This is a genomic window from Burkholderia sp. Ed8 (genome assembly GCF_040761425.1).
Taxonomy (GTDB): Bacteria; Pseudomonadota; Gammaproteobacteria; order Burkholderiales; family Burkholderiaceae; genus Burkholderia; species Burkholderia seminalis.
The window spans coordinates 496,514-511,205 of record NZ_CP142889.1 but is presented as its reverse complement, the minus strand read 5'-3'; the positions used below and the strand labels follow the sequence as shown (position 1 = coordinate 511,205).

At 67.6% G+C, this 14,692-nt stretch carries 11 protein-coding genes and 1 pseudogene; 6 read left to right on the top strand and 6 right to left on the bottom strand.

The genetic code is table 11. The features are described 5' to 3' along the window. Positions 1-4: 4 nt before the first annotated feature. On the bottom strand, positions 5-820 hold the full coding sequence (locus VXM69_RS36555) for a response regulator (RefSeq protein WP_059560883.1): 816 nt from the start codon (positions 818-820) through the stop codon (positions 5-7). A 70-nt stretch (positions 821-890) separates the two neighbouring features. On the opposite strand from VXM69_RS36555, the gene VXM69_RS36550 reads away from it, so the two are divergent. The 3 genes from VXM69_RS36550 (at position 891) to VXM69_RS36540 (ending at position 6,308) form a co-directional block, all read left to right on the top strand. Continuing rightward, a complete protein-coding gene (locus tag VXM69_RS36550) occupies positions 891-1,289 on the top strand; it encodes a hypothetical protein (RefSeq protein ID WP_367190775.1) in 399 nt (132 codons plus the stop codon). A gap of 669 nt (positions 1,290-1,958) precedes the next feature. Beyond that, positions 1,959-5,552, top strand: a complete 3,594-nt coding sequence (locus VXM69_RS36545) for a YadA-like family protein (RefSeq protein WP_367190774.1) — start codon at positions 1,959-1,961, stop codon at positions 5,550-5,552. Positions 5,553-5,900: 348 nt separating this feature from the next. Then, positions 5,901-6,308, top strand: coding sequence for a VOC family protein (locus VXM69_RS36540; protein ID WP_185732806.1), 408 nt, complete (start codon positions 5,901-5,903; stop codon positions 6,306-6,308). Between the two features lie 222 nt (positions 6,309-6,530). On the opposite strand, the gene VXM69_RS36535 is transcribed toward VXM69_RS36540, so the two are convergent. From VXM69_RS36535 to VXM69_RS36525, 3 genes are read right to left on the bottom strand one after another with little or no spacing between them, the layout of a single operon-like run. Further along, positions 6,531-7,328 carry an ABC transporter ATP-binding protein gene (locus VXM69_RS36535; protein ID WP_367190773.1) on the bottom strand — a complete coding sequence of 266 codons (798 nt, stop codon included), beginning with the start codon at positions 7,326-7,328 and terminating at the stop codon, positions 6,531-6,533. Next, positions 7,325-8,179, bottom strand: coding sequence for an ABC transporter permease (locus tag VXM69_RS36530; RefSeq protein WP_175028278.1), 855 nt, complete (start codon positions 8,177-8,179; stop codon positions 7,325-7,327). The genes VXM69_RS36535 and VXM69_RS36530 overlap by 4 nt, the downstream gene beginning before the upstream one ends. Positions 8,180-8,189: 10 nt before the next feature. After that, entirely contained in the window at positions 8,190-9,182 is a 993-nt protein-coding gene (locus VXM69_RS36525; RefSeq protein ID WP_367190772.1) for an aliphatic sulfonate ABC transporter substrate-binding protein, read from the bottom strand. 347 nt (positions 9,183-9,529) lie between these two features. On the opposite strand from VXM69_RS36525, the gene VXM69_RS36520 reads away from it, so the two are divergent. After that, entirely contained in the window at positions 9,530-10,957 is a 1,428-nt protein-coding gene (locus tag VXM69_RS36520) for an MFS transporter (RefSeq protein ID WP_034192080.1), read from the top strand. 127 nt (positions 10,958-11,084) lie between these two features. Here the strand turns inward: VXM69_RS36520 and VXM69_RS36515 are convergent, their stop codons facing one another. Beyond that, on the bottom strand, positions 11,085-12,485 hold the full coding sequence (locus tag VXM69_RS36515; protein ID WP_034192081.1) for an LLM class flavin-dependent oxidoreductase: 1,401 nt from the start codon (positions 12,483-12,485) through the stop codon (positions 11,085-11,087). Between the two features lie 29 nt (positions 12,486-12,514). Next, positions 12,515-12,640: pseudogene (locus VXM69_RS36510) on the bottom strand (monooxygenase); the annotation flags it as partial. A 303-nt stretch (positions 12,641-12,943) separates the two neighbouring features. On the opposite strand from VXM69_RS36510, the gene VXM69_RS36505 reads away from it, so the two are divergent. Together VXM69_RS36505 and VXM69_RS36500 are read left to right on the top strand one after the other, a co-directional pair. After that, positions 12,944-14,182, top strand: a complete 1,239-nt coding sequence (locus tag VXM69_RS36505) for an SfnB family sulfur acquisition oxidoreductase (protein ID WP_343726833.1) — start codon at positions 12,944-12,946, stop codon at positions 14,180-14,182. A gap of 189 nt (positions 14,183-14,371) precedes the next feature. After that, a complete protein-coding gene (locus tag VXM69_RS36500; RefSeq protein WP_367190771.1) occupies positions 14,372-14,665 on the top strand; it encodes a LysR substrate-binding domain-containing protein in 294 nt (97 codons plus the stop codon). Positions 14,666-14,692 lie beyond the last annotated feature (27 nt).

Below are 14,692 nucleotides of genomic sequence, written 5' to 3'. Positions count from 1 at the left end.
GCCGCTACGCGCCGCGCTGCGGCTCGCGGGGCGCGGCGCGCGAGCGGGCCCGGCGCTGGCGCCGCCACTCGGTCGGCGTGACGCCGAAGCGTTCGCGAAAGGCCGTCGCGAAATTGGCCGGCGTGGAAAAACCGATTTCCTTCGCGATGCTCGCAATGCTGAGCGACGTCGAACCCAGCAGATCCTGCGCGATCCGCAGCCGCTCGTGCCGCAGATACTCGAACACCGTCTGCCCGAGATTGTCGCGAAACGCGCGCGACAACCGCTTTTCATGCGTGCCGACCGCGCGCGCCAGTTGCTCCACCGTCGGCGGGTCGTTCAGCGTGCGCGACAGGTGGCGGATCGCCGCGCGCACGATGATGCCGTCGTCGTCGCCGGCCGCGAACGGGCCGTCCGCCGGCGCCGTGTCGGCCGGTCGTTCGCGCGTCGTCCGCGCGAGCTGCACGCGAATGCGCGCGACCACTTCCGCCGGCTCGAACGGCTTCACGACATAGTCGACGCCGCCGATTTCCAGCCCTTCGAGGCGTTCGTGCAATGCGCCGGCCACGGTCAGGAAAATGACCGGAATCGCACGCGTGGCTGGATCGGCGGCGAGCAGCCGGCACGCGGTGAAACCATCCATCCGCGGCATGCGGACATCCATCAGGATCAGGTCGGGCAACAGCGCCTGCGCGCGCTGGCATGCCTGCATGCCATCGGACGCGATGCTGATCCGGCAGCCCGTGCCGCGCAGGATGTCGGTCAGCAAACGCAGCTGGTCGGGTTGATCGTCGACGACCAGGATATGGGCGTCGCGCAATGCGGAGGTCGATGAAGGCATCGTGCACCTGTTCTGGAAAGGCGGTTGGATGCGTTTCCGCGGGTGGCCTGCCCGGTTCGGGAGAAACGTCATGCGCCGCTCTATGACGATGCATCAGCGCATCGCACGCTCGCATCGGTTCCGGAGGTTGACGGCACGGCGCGGCAGCAACCGGCCGCCCGATGGCACGGCGTTCGTTTTTTTTGATCACCTGGCCGGTAAAGACACGGACGATTGCCGGGCGCGCATCGTGAGGATCGCGACTGCGGAAATCAATGCGAGCGGAATTGTAGGAGCTTATTTCGAATCCCGCCAGACGTGTCCGGAATATTCGCGCCATTCCGCTTTCCCGATTTTTAAAATGGCGGATTACGACAGGAATGCCGCGCTTCGACATGCGTCGCCGCTCATGGTTTACGCGAATATCCTCCGCTTAACCATTCCATTGGTCGGTCGCGGGATTATCGTTTCGAAGTCGAATCGAATTTAAATCCGCTTTGGCAAAGCATTTGTCCTCTCCATAAAACATTTCGATTAATCTCGGTGGCGCGAAATCGTTTGCGAGATGTCCGTATTTTGCGCAAGTCATTGAATGAATTGAATTTCACAATCTATAAAGAATGTCGCCTTTAATAATTCTAGATCGTGTCTCATAATTCGTCCGAACTTTGAACGCCGGGTGGCACAGCGCAACGGAAGGCACCGCAAGTGGTGACGGAAGTTGTGTGATTCGGATCCGAGGCGGCAATCGATGCGCGTCCGGGTGAAGGCTCGCGGCACGGAGGCGAAACGCCGGTAGTCGAAGATGAAATAAAAGAAACGGGGTTGGTCGCGGTCGGCGCGACATCACATCAGAGGTGTGGGTAACGGCAGGTTGAATCTCCGGATTCATCCGGGGAAAGACTCGTCCATAAAGCGAATTACGTATTCCTAATTCAGTTTCCGGATTGACGGAACGGGCCGTAGAACGTGCGGCGTGCCCGGGGGCTTCGATCGTCCTGTCGAAACGGATGGTCGACGCAACGCGCCTCCGGCATGGCCGGACCGGATATCGGAACCGGGTTCCGCACTGAAGTCGCAATCGCAATCGAAGTCGAAGCTTTCATAAAAGTAAGTAGTCCGTATTCAAACCAGACGCTACACAACGGAGCAGAAGACCATGAAGAAGAAGCAGATTTCGGCGCTGGCCGCCGCGATGTTCACGGGCGCGGGGATGCTGATCGCCGGCACCGCGCATGCCGACAATTTCGTCGACCGCGGCAATCCGGACAACGCACTGACCGGGCAGTGCATCGACGGAACCAACCCGCTGTGCGTGGCGACGAAGAGCGGGAACTACGTGGCGGTGAGTACCGCGAACGTGACGCAGGGCACGAATGCGAAGGCCGGCACCAGCGGCATCGCGATCGGCGACCAGTCGAACGCGAGCAGCAACGGCGGCAGCAGCAGCGGCGGCGCGATCGCGATCGGCGTCGGCTCGCAGGCGCTGGCGAACTCGTCCACCGCGATCGGCACGGTGGCCGTCGCGCAAGGCAACACGGCGCTGGCGATCGGCCGCCAGTCGGCCGCGATCGGCGATTTCTCGATGGCGCTCGGCAACGTCGCGGATGCGCACGGCACGAGCTCGATCGCGCTCGGCCACTCGGCGCTGGCCAGCGGCGACCGCTCGATCGCGATCGGCGGCGCGAACCCGACGTCGAGCGACGGCGTGTCGGCCGGCGCGTCATACGACGCGGCGACGCAGACGCGTGCCGGCGGCACGCAATCGGTGGCGATCGGGGCCGGTGCACAGACGAACGGCAACAACCAGGTCGCGATCGGGTCGGGCAGCATCGGCGCGAACAACGGGGGCACGCCGGCGTTCGGCGGCACGGCCGCGCCGGTCGGCGGAGCGGTGTCGTTCGGCGCGATCGGCAGCGAGCGCCAGCTCAAGAACGTCGCGGCGGGCGCGGCCGATACGGACGCCGTCAACGTCCAGCAGCTGAAGAACGTGAACAGCACGCTCAGCACGGGCATCGGCAACGTCGACGCACGCGTGACGTCGGTCGGCAATTCGCTGTCGACCACGATCTCGAACGTTGACCAGCGCGTGACCAGTGTCGGCAACAGCCTCAGCACGAGCATCGTCACGGCGACGCAGAACGTCGTGAAGTACACCGACAACACCCACGCGGCGATCGCGCTCGACGGCGCCGGCGGCACCACGATCGGCGGCGTCGCGGCCGGCGTGGCCGATACCGACGCCGTCAACGTCGGCCAGCTGAAGGGCAGCGTCGCGCCGCTGCAGACGTCCATCTCGACCGCGGCTTCGACCATCACGAACCTGCAGAACAGCGTGACCGGCATCAACGCATCGCTGAGCACGGCGAGCGCGAACATCGGCAGCCTGCAGGCGGCCGACGCACGCAACGTGAAGTACGACGGCGCGAGCGGCTTCGACTCGGTGACGTTCGCGGGCGCCAACGGCACGACGCTGCACAACGTCGCCGACGGGACGGACGCGCACGACGCCGTCAACGTCGGGCAACTGAGCGGCGGCCTCGCATCGCTCAGCACGAGCGTGACGAACAATCTCAGCACGACGCTTGGCAACCTGAGCACGTCGATCACCAGCCAGATCGGCAACGCGACGAAGAACGCCGTGCAGTACGACAGCGACGCGCACAGCGGTGTCACGTTCGGCGGGACGGGAGCCGCGGCGCCGGTCGGGCTGCACAATGTCGCGGACGGGGTGGCCGCGAACGACGCCGTGAACGTGGGCCAGCTCGGCAAGGCGACCGACACGCTCAACCAGTCGATCATGGCCGTCGGCAACCAGGTGACGACGAATACGGGCAACATCGCGGCGCTCCAGCAGGATGCGCTCCTGTGGAACCCGGGCCTCGGCGCCTACGACGCGAGCCACGGCGGCCATGGCCCGCAACGCATCGGCAACGTCGCGGCCGGCACGAACGGCACGGACGCGGTCAACGTCGACCAGCTGACCGCCGCGATTCACGACGGCACGAGCCAGCTCGATGCGCTCGCCGTGAAGTACGACGATGCGAGCAAGCGGCAGGTGTCGCTCGGCGCCGGCAATGGCGGGAGCCCGGTGCACCTGACCAACGTCGCGGAAGGCAACGTGGCGGCCGGCAGCACGGATGCGGTGAACGGCGCGCAGTTGCGCCGCGCGATCGACGGGGCGGCGGCCGCGCTCGGCGGCGGCGCGACCGTCAACCCGGACGGCTCGATCGGCGCGCCGTCCTACAAGGTTGGCGGCGGTTCGTTCAACAACGTCGGCGACGCGCTGACGAACCTCGACGGCCGCGTCGGCAGCAACACGACGACGCTCGAGAATCACGAAACGCGCCTCGGCAATGCCGAAACGAACATCGCGGGCAACACGGCCGCGATCGCCGGGCTGCAGCAGGACGCGCTGCAGTTCGACCCGACGCTCGGCGCGTACAGCGCCGCGCGCGGCGGCGCGCCGACGAAGCTGACGAACGTGGCCGACGGCAACGTCGCCGCGGGCAGCACGGATGCGGTGAACGGCGGGCAGCTGTCGGGTGTGAAAACCGCGCTCGAACAGCAGATCACGAACGTGTCGAACCAGGCCGGCGAGGCCGTGAAGAACGTCGTCAAATACGACGTCGACCCGAACGGCAACCGGTTGAATTCCGTGTCGCTCGTCGGCGGCGACGTCAATTCGGCGGTCGTGCTCAAGAACGTTGCCGCGGGCACCAGCGATACCGACGCGGTGAACGTGAAGCAGCTGAAAGACGTGCAGTCGAACCTCAACCAGCTCGGCGCGCTCGCGGTGCAGTACGACGACAGCTCGAAGAGCACGATCACGCTCGGCGGCGCCGGCGGCACGCGCATCACCAACGTGCAGGCCGGCACGCTGAGCGCCACCAGCACGGATGCGGTGAACGGCTCGCAGCTGTACGCGACCAACCAGCAGGTGTCGAAGAACACCACCGACATCTCGAACCTGCAGGGGAGCGTGACCAATATCGCGAACGGCAAGGCCGGCCTCGTGCAGCAGCAGGATCCGAACGGCGCGATCACGGTCGGGAAGGATAGCGGCGGCACCAGCGTGAACTTCACCGGCACGGCAGGGGACCGCGTGCTGACCGGCGTCGCGGCGGGCGTGAATGCGAACGACGCGGTCAACATGGGCCAGTTCAACACCGCGTTGCAGAATGTCGCGGCCAACGACAAGATCCACGCGGCGGCCACCGATGCGAACACGTCGTGGATCGCGCGCGCCGATGCCGGTTCGATCGGGTCGACGGCGACGGCAACCGGCAAGAACGCCGTGGCGGTCGGCCAGGGCTCGGTCGCCGATCGCGACAACTCGTTCTCGGTCGGCGCGAAGGGCAGCGAGCGCCAGGTTACGAACGTCGCGGCCGGGACGGCGCCGACCGACGCGGTGAACGTGCAGCAGCTCAACGACAACCTGTCGGCGGCGTCGACGCAGGCGAAGGGCTATACCGACCAGCGCATCGGGCAGGTGTATAACGCCTTCAACGACCTGAAGAAGGACATGTACGGCGGCGTTGCATCGGCGATGGCGGTGGCCGGCTTGCCGCAACCGACGGGCGCGGGCCGCTCGATGGTGTCGGCGGCGACGTCGAACTATCACGGCCAGCAGGGCTTTGCGGCAGGGTACTCGTACGTGACGGAGAGCAACCGCTGGGTCGTCAAGGCGTCGGTGACGGGCAACACGCGCTCGGACTTCGGCGCGGTGGTCGGCGCGGGTTATCAGTTCTGAGGCCGCAGCCGTAGCGTCGAGCGCCGCCGGCATCCGGGGATTCGCGGTTCGACCGGTCGCCAGCGGGACATGCGTGGCCCGCGGTCTGTCCGCGGACCTCGGGCCAGCGGCGTTCGATGCCGATCGCCGATCGGGCCTTTCGCGTCAAGGGGGCATGCCCGGAATGCGAGCGGCGCCGCCCGCGGCGATCGTCGACCACGCGCTCACCGCCGTGCGGCGCGGGTTTCGCGCACGGTCCGGATGCCTGCGCAATGCGAGTTGTCGCATGCGGGCGCCGGCTCGTATTCTGAAGTCGTCGGGCGGAACGGCATGGGGCCTCTGCCCATCACCGCATGCGAGCGCACGACCATGACCGCAACGACACACACGATGAAGCTCAACCATTTGAGCTTCCCTTCGGCCGATACGCTGGCGACGGCCCGTTTCTTTGAGCGTTACCTCGGCTTCACGATCGCGGGAAGCTGGGACCAATCCTGGATCCTGAAGCGACCGGGCTTCGACGTCGTGATCGATCACGTCGGCGACGGCGTACCGGCATGGCCGACGAATTTCCACGTCGGGTTCGAACTGCCGAGCCTCGAAGCCGTTCGCGCGCTGTTCGAACGCTTCAGGGACGAGGGCGTCGCGATGGAGACGGACATCTTCAACAACGGGCGCGGTTCGCGATTCTTTTGCCGGGCGCCGGGCGGCGTGATGTTCGAGCTGAACACGCGCGCGGATGCCGCGCCGGAGTATCAAGGCACGTTCGACGATTGACGCGAGCGCCGGTCGTCGCGGCCAGTGCGGCCTGCTCGAATCGTTCGGGCCGCACGGCTGTCCAGCGCCGGCCCCGGTGGAGCCGATCGAGTTCGATGGATGGGCAAGCGCGTAGCAGCGGCCCGCGCACGGGAGAACGCGGTTTTCCCCGCGCCGCTTGTTCAGACGACGAAGAAGCGCGTGGATTGACCGTGGTCGAACGTTCAGGCCGCGTATCGTGGCTTATTCCGCGTCATCCGCATGATCGTGAAAGCGCTGAAACGCACCGAGCAGTCGGGCGCGCAGCGCGGCCAGCGACGGGTCGCGCCGATCGCGCGGCCGTGCGAGGTCGACGCGGATCTCGTCGTCGACGCGCCCCGGGTTCGGCGCGAGCATCAGCACGCGATCGCCGAGATACAGCGCTTCGTCGAGATCGTGCGTGACGACGATCGCCGCCATCCGGTGCCGGCGGACGACGTCGAGCAGCAGTGTCTGCAGGCGCATCCGCGTGATCGCGTCGACCGCGCTGAACGGCTCGTCGAGCAACAGCAGATCCGGCTCGCCGAACAGCCCGCGCGCGATCGCGGCGCGTTGGGCCATCCCGCCCGACAACGTGGCCGGCAGTTGCCGCGCGACGCCGGCCAGGCCGACTTCGTCGAGCAGGCGCGTGACGCTCGGGGCGCGGCCGCCGTGCGGGCCGGACGCGAAGCCGACGTTGTCCGCGATCGACAGCCACGGCAGCAGCCGGGGTTCCTGAAAGATCACGCCGACACGCGCCGACGGCCCGTCGAGCGCGACGCCGTCGAGCTTCGCGTTGCCGCGGAAGTGCGTGTCGAGCCCAGCGACGATCCGCAGCAGCGTGCTTTTCCCGCAGCCGCTCGGGCCGACCACGCAGACGATCTCGCCGCGCGCGACGTGTAGCGCGATGTCGGCGAGGATCGTGCGGTCGCCGTATTGCTTGCGGGTGATCCGCAGGTCAAGCAGCGGCGTATCGGCACCCTCGGTCGTGCGCGCGGAAGCCGCGGAAGCGGTCGTACTCAATTCGAACCCTCGCGCGCCGCGCCGTCGAAGGCATCGCGCCAGCCGAGCCAGTGCGACTCGATGCGCCGCATCGCGCCGTCGCTCAGCTTGCCGAGCAATGCGAGCAGCAGGATCGCGCCGAACACGAGATCGGGTCGCCCGGTTTCCCGGCCGTCGCTCAACAGGAAGCCGAGGCCGCGCGTCGCCGCGATCAGTTCAGCGGCGACCATGAACATCCACGCGAGGCTCAGGCCGGTACGCAGGCCGGTGACGATCTGCGGCAACGCGGCCGGCAGCAGGATGCGGCGGAACAGTGTCAGCGGGCCGAGCCGGTACACCGCGCCGAGCTCGACGAGCTTGCGGTCGACGTCTCGAATGCCGGCGACCACCGCGAGGTGCACCGGGAAAAATGCGCCGATCGCGATCAGCGTGATCTTCGGCGCTTCGTCGATGCCGAGCCACAGCAGCAGCACGGGCACCCATGCGAGCGACGGAATCGCGCGCAGCGCCTGGAACGTCGGCTCGAGCAGCGCGTCGATCCGGCGGCTCAGGCCCATCGCCGCGCCGACGACGAGCGCGAGCCCGGCGCCGGCCGCAAAACCGGCCGCGACCCGCAGCGTGCTCGCGCCGACATGCCGTGCGACACGCGTGACGCCCATCCGCGCGAGCGTATCGAGGATCTCGCTCGGCGCCGGGACGAGATGGTCGGGCAGCCAGCCGCGCCGCACGACGCATTCCAGCACCACGAGCGCCGCGAACGGCAGCACGAGGCCGGCGATGCGCCACGCGCGAAGCGCATCGCGCCGGCCGGCGCGGGGCGAGACGGCGTGACGCTGCGCGAGTGCATCGCCACGGGCCGCGGTGTCCGTCATCGCGGCAACCTCACTGCGACGCGGCAACGAGCGGGCGCGCGAACGACGGATCGATCAGCGTATCGACGATCTTCGCGGGATCGACGCCCGGCTTGGTCAATTGCTCGACCGTCAGCACCGGCGCCGCGGCTTTCAGCGCCGCGCGCTGCGCTTCGCCCGGCACCGGGTCGCTGAAATCGTTGCGCTGCAGCTGCAGCTTCGCGACCGGCAGCGACACCTTCGATTCGTCGGCCACGATCTGCGCGGTTTCGGCAGGATGCGCGACGATCCACTGGCGCGCGCGGTCGTAGACCTTCAGCACGCGCGCGACCGCCTGCGGATACTGGCCGGCGAACCCGTCGCGCACGTTCAGGAAGCCGTACGTATTGAAGGCGACGTTACGGTACAGCAGACGCGCGCCGTCGTCGAGCTGGGCCGCGGCCATGTGCGGATCGAGCCCGGCCCATGCATCGACCTGGCCGTTCGCGAGGGCCGTGCGGCCGTCCGGATGCTGCAGGTTGACGATCTCGACGTCGTCACGCGTCAGGCCGGCCGTGTGCAGCGCGCGCAGCGTGAACAGGAACGGGTCGGTGCCGCGGGTCGCGGCGATTTTCTTGCCCTTCAGGTCGGCGAGCGTGCGGATCGGCGAATCCTTGCGCACGACGAGTGCCGTCCATTCGGGGCGGGAGAACACGTAGACCGCGTGGATCGGGTTGCCGTTCGCGCGTGCGAGCACCGATGCGAGCCCGGCGGCCGAGCCGAAATCGACCGCACCGCTGTTCAGGTATTCGAGCGCGCGATTGCTGCCGAGGCTCAGCACCCAGCGAATCGACGTGCGGTCGGCCTTGAACTCGTCGTCGAGCCAGCCGAAGTGGCGGATCACGAGACTCTCGGGCGAGTAGTACGCGTAGTCGACGCGGATTTCGGCGGGCGTCGCCGCGTGCGCCTGAATCGATACGAGACCGGCAAGCGCGGCAACGACGAGGGCCGCGGATTGCCACGCGCGGGACCAGGACAGCTTCATCGGGGAATCTCCGGAAGGGCGGCAATGCGCCGCGAACAGGCAGGTGACCGACTAATGTAACGAAGCGCCCGCAATCCGTTAACGAAGAAATCCGCGTTTGAACATGCGCGCTGCTGCTAAGGGACCCGGCGGGCAACTTTATGACCCAGGCCGATTAATTTATCGCTTTATATCGCTTGGGATACGAGGGGCCGGGGAACAGAATGCCCGCTTCCGGGAGTCGACGGCTGCGCGTATCGTCGAGCCGGCATTCGCTCGATGCGATGCGATGTCGATCGCGAATGCACGCGTCAGCTCCTGCACCTTGCGAGCATCGCCGGTCATCCGGCGACCCATTAAGGAATGCGATGAGTTCAATCGATCTGAACGCGATCACGCCGGTTTCTTCCCCCATCCGCTCGGCCAGCGACGTCGCGCGGCTGATCAACACGGTCGACAGTTCGGTCAGCCATGCCCGGATGATCGTGCTGTTGGCGCTGGGCGGCGTGTTTCTCGACGCGTACGACCTGACGACGCTGTCCTACGGCATCGACGACGTCGCGCGCGAGTTCGGCCTGACGCCCGCGCTGACCGGGCTGGTCGGATCGGCGATCATGATCGGCACGATCTTCGGCAGCCTGATCGGCGGCTGGCTGACCGACCGGATCGGCCGCTACCAGGTGTTCATGGCCGACATGCTGTTCTTCGTGGTCGCGGCGCTCGCGGCCGGGCTCGCGCCGAACGTCTGGGTGCTGATCGGCGCACGCTTCGTGATGGGGCTCGGCGTCGGCATCGACCTGCCGGTCGCGATGGCGTTCCTCGCCGAATTCTCGAAGTTCAACGGGCACGGCAACAAGGCGTCGCGTCTCGCGGCGTGGTGCCCGATGTGGTACGTCGCGTCGTCGGTCTGCTTCCTGCTGATCTTCGGCTTGTACTTCCTGCTGCCGGCCGAGCACGCGGGATGGCTGTGGCGCGCGTCGCTGATCTTCGGCGCGGTGCCCGCGCTCGTCATCATCCTGTTCCGGAACCGGTTCATGAACGAATCGCCGCTGTGGGCCGCGAACCAGGGCGACCTGGCCAATGCCGCGCGCATCCTGCGCGAATCGTACGGCATTCACGCGCACGAAGCCGAGGATGCGCGCCGCGAGCCGAGCCCGCCGCCCGTGCGAATCCGCGTGCTGTTCCAGCGCCCGTATCTCGGGCGCACGATCGTCGCCAGCGTGATGAATCTGTGCATTCCGTTCGAATACACCGCGATTGCGTTCTTCCTGCCGTCGATCCTGTCGCAGTTTCTCGGCGCGGGCGTGTTCGAGACGATCGCGGCGTCGCTCGCGCTGAACGTGTTGTTCGCGTTCACCGGCGGCCTGCTCGGCATGCGCCTCGCGTATCGCTATCCGTCGCGCCATGTCGCGATCGCGGGCTTCGCGCTGCAGACGGTCGCACTCGTCGCGCTCGCGCTGGCGGGGCATCCGCACGGCGCGCTGGCGGTCGGCGTCGTGCTGCTGATGCTCGGCACGTGGCTGTTCGCCGAAGGGTTCGGGCCTGGCGCGCAGATGATGATCTATCCGACGCTGTCCTATCCGGCCGCGATCCGCGGAACCGGCGTCGGCTTCGGACGGTCGCTGTGCGGGATCGGCCAGGCGCTCGCGCTGTTCGTGCTGCCGATCCTGCAGGCCCGTCTCGGCACGGACATGTTCTGGGTTGTCGCGATCAGCGCGGTCACGCCGATCGTGTTCCTGCTGATCGTGCGCTACGAGCCGACGGCACGCGACATCGACGACGAAAGCATCGCCTGAACACCCGCCGGCGCGTGAGCGGCGCCCCGAGGAAAACGCAAACGGCTTCGTCGGACCGCACGAAGCCGTTTCGTTTTGCACGGAAGACGGTCGACGCGCACGCGGGCCGACCGGCTTCCCCCTTTCACTACGCGCTGACCGCCTCCCGTTCGGCCGCGCGCTTGACCTGCTCGATGTCGCGAAACCGTGCGGCCGGATGCGTGTCCGGCAGCCGCGCGGTGCCGCCGAACAGTTTTTCGCGCAGCGTGCCCGGTGCATACGCGGTGGGGTACACGCCGCGCCGCTGCAGCTCCGGCACGAGATAACGCACGACATCCTCGAAGGTTTCGTGCGCCACCGCGTACGCGAGATTGAAGCCGTCGACGTCGGTCGCCGCCACCCATTCCTGCAGGATGTCCGCGACGGTCGCGGCCGAGCCGACGAACACCGGACCGAGTCCGCCGATGCCGCCCCACGTGGCCAGCGCCTCGATCGTCCACGCGGTGTCGCCGCCCGCCAGATGCTCCACCGCCGACACGATCGCGTTCGTTTCGACGCGCCGCACCGGATCGGACGGCGCATACTGGCCGAAGTCGATGCCGGTCCAGCCCGACATGAACACCAGCGAGCCGTCGTACGACACGTAACGACGGTATTCGTCGAACTTGGCCTGCGCCTTCTCGTCGGTCTCGTCGACGATCACCGTGACGAGGTTGTAGATCAGCACCTTCGCCGGATCGCGCCCCGCGGCGGCTGCCTGCGCGCGCACGTCGGCCACGTAGCGCGCGAGCTGCTCGCGGGTCGGCGCGGCCACGAACACGCATTCCGCGTGCTGCGCGGCGAACGCCTTGCCGGGGCCGGACGCGCCGGCCTGGAACAGCACCGGCGTGCGCTGCGGCGACGGCTCGCACAGGTGGTAGCCGGGCACGTCGAAGAAGCGGCCCTTGTGGCCAATCTCGTGAACCTTCTCGGGATGGGTGAACACGCGGCCGTCGCGATCGCGCACCACCGCGCCGTCCTCCCAGCTGCCCTCGAACAGCTTGTACAGCACCTCGACGTATTCGGCCGCGACCGCATAGCGGTCGTCGTGCGTGCGCAGGCCGTGATCGCCGACGTTTTTCGCGCCGCTCTCCAGGTAGGACGTGACGATGTTCCACGCGAGCCGGCCCTTCGTGTGATGATCGGCCGTCGACAGCCGGCGCGCGAACGTGTACGGGTGCTCGAACGTCGTCGACGCGGTGATGCCGATGCCGAGATGCTCGGTGGCCATCGCGATCGGCGCGGCGAGCTGCAGCGGATCGTTGACCGGAATCTGCGCGGCCTGGTGCAGCGCATGATAGTTGCTGCCCTTGTAGACGTCGTAATAACCGATCACGTCCGCGATGAAGATCGCGTCGAAGATGCCACGTTCGAGCACGCGCGCGAGGTCGGTCCAGTAGTCGAGATCCTTGTACTGCCACGAGCGGTCGCGCGGATGCGCCCACAGGCCGGGCGACTGGTGGCCGACGCAGTTCATCTCGAACGCGTTGAAGCGGATGGTCTTGCTCATCGCGCGGCTCCCGTTGCCGCGCCGGCGCGCCAGCCGGTTGCCTCGTGCGCCGATTCGCGGCGGCGTTCGCGCTCGAGGATCGGCCGGAGCCGGCTCGCGAGCGCGCCGTGGTCGGTGCCGGTGGAAAGGTCGGGAGCTGCGTGCGACGAAGTCATGCGGTGTTCCTCGAAGAGCGGGGCCGATTGCGCCGGGAGGCCAGTATAGGAAGCGCGGCGTGCGCGTTCCAATAACGGATTCGCAGATCGTTATCGTCGATGCGTATTACTTCGGGCACGCGGGGGCGCACCGACGCTGACGCGTCGATTGCGATGCATCAGCACGACGTCGCCGGCGCGAAGCCGCCGCGAATCGCGCGGTCGTTTGTTATCCAAAGGAATATCGTTCCGAGAATCGCTCGTTTTTCCGGCTCGCGCTGCGCTGCTAGATTGAATGCTTTCGTCATTCGACAGGAGAGTCCGATGTCAGACACGAGCGCCAGGATTCAGGAGCGTCCCGCCGATGCGCAACCGCATGCCGCCCGCGTGATCGCCAACGACGCACAGGCGATCGAAGCCGCGCACGCGCTGGCGAAACGGCTCGCCGAAGGCGCGGCCGAGCGCGATCGGGACCGCCGCCTGCCGCGCGACGAAATCGAATGGTTCTCGCAGTCGGGGCTGTGGGCGATCACGGTGCCGAAGGCATACGGCGGCGCGGGCGTGTCGCATGTGACGCTGACCGAAGTCGTCAAGATCGTCGCGGCGGCCGATCCGTCGCTCGGACAGCTGCCGCAGAATCATTTCGGGCTGGTCGACGTGATCACGCTGACCGGCACCGACGCGCAGAAGCGCCATTTCTTCGCGGAAATCCTGAGCGGCAAGCGCTTCGGCAACGGGTTCTCGGAGAAGGGCACGAAGCACGTGCTCGACCTGAAGACGCGCGTGCGCAGCGACGGTGACGACTATATCGTCGACGGGACGAAGTTCTACTCGACCGGTGCGCTGTTCGCGCATTACGTGCCGGTGCTCGGCCTCGACGACGCGCACCAGGCGTGGCTCGCATACGTACCGCGAGCGACGCCCGGGCTGACCGTGATCGACGACTGGTCGGGATTCGGGCAGCGCACGACCGCGAGCGGCACGGTCGTGCTCGACGCGGTGCGCGTCCCGGCGTCGCACGTGCTGCCCGCGCAGCGCGTGTCGGACGTGCCGACGCTCAACGGTCCGCTGTCGCAGATCATCCAGGCCGCGATCGACGCGGGCATCGCGAAGGCGGCCATCGACGATACGCTGGCGTTCGTGCGGACCCGCACGCGCCCGTGGGTCGACAGCGGTGTCGAGCGCGCGGCCGACGATCCGCTGACGATTCGCGAGATCGGCCACCTCCACATCCAGCTGCACGCGGCCGAGGCGTTGCTCGAACGCGCGGCGCGCACGCTCGACGAGATCGCGGCGCGCGGCGACGTGACCGAAGACGACGTCGCGCGCGCATCGGTCGCGGTCGGCGAAGCGAAGGTATTGACGACCGAGGTCGCGCTGCTCGCGGGCGAGAAACTGTTCGAGCTGGCCGGCACGCAGTCGACGCTCGCCGAGCACAACCTCGACCGGCATTGGCGCAATGCGCGTACGCATACGCTGCACGATCCGGTGCGCTGGAAATACCACCTCGTCGGCAACTACTACCTGAACGGCGTGCGTCCGGCGCGCCATGCGTGGAACTGAGCGGATGGCGGGGCGGCCGTCGGCGACGGCGCAGGCATTCGGATTGGCTTCCGGGTTCCAGGCCGGAGAGCAGCCAGTGGATGACCTTGTCTGTTTGCGCGGACATTCCGATGCCGGAAGGCCAGCACGTCGGATCTGTCCGCGCCGCAGGGCCTGCGCGCGGCAATCGAGCACGCGGCGGCGGCCGACGTGACGCTGCGGGTGGTGGCCGAAACCAATGCGCTGAGCGTGCAGAAGGAACGGGTCGCGCGAGGTCACGGGTGGACGATTCTGCCGGTCGTCGCCGTCACGCAGGAGATCGCGCAGCGCACGCTGAGCGCGGCGCCGCTCGCGCCGCCCGGGCTGCGGCGCACGATCGTGCTGGCGGCGCCCGGCAGCCGGCAGGCGAGCGCGCCGGTTCGCTGCGTGGTCGGCGTGCTGCTCGACTGCGTGAAGACCACGTTCGAGCAGGGCCACTGGCTCGACGCGCGCTGGCTTGGCTAGGCGGACCCGCGCGGTCGTACGCGTTTG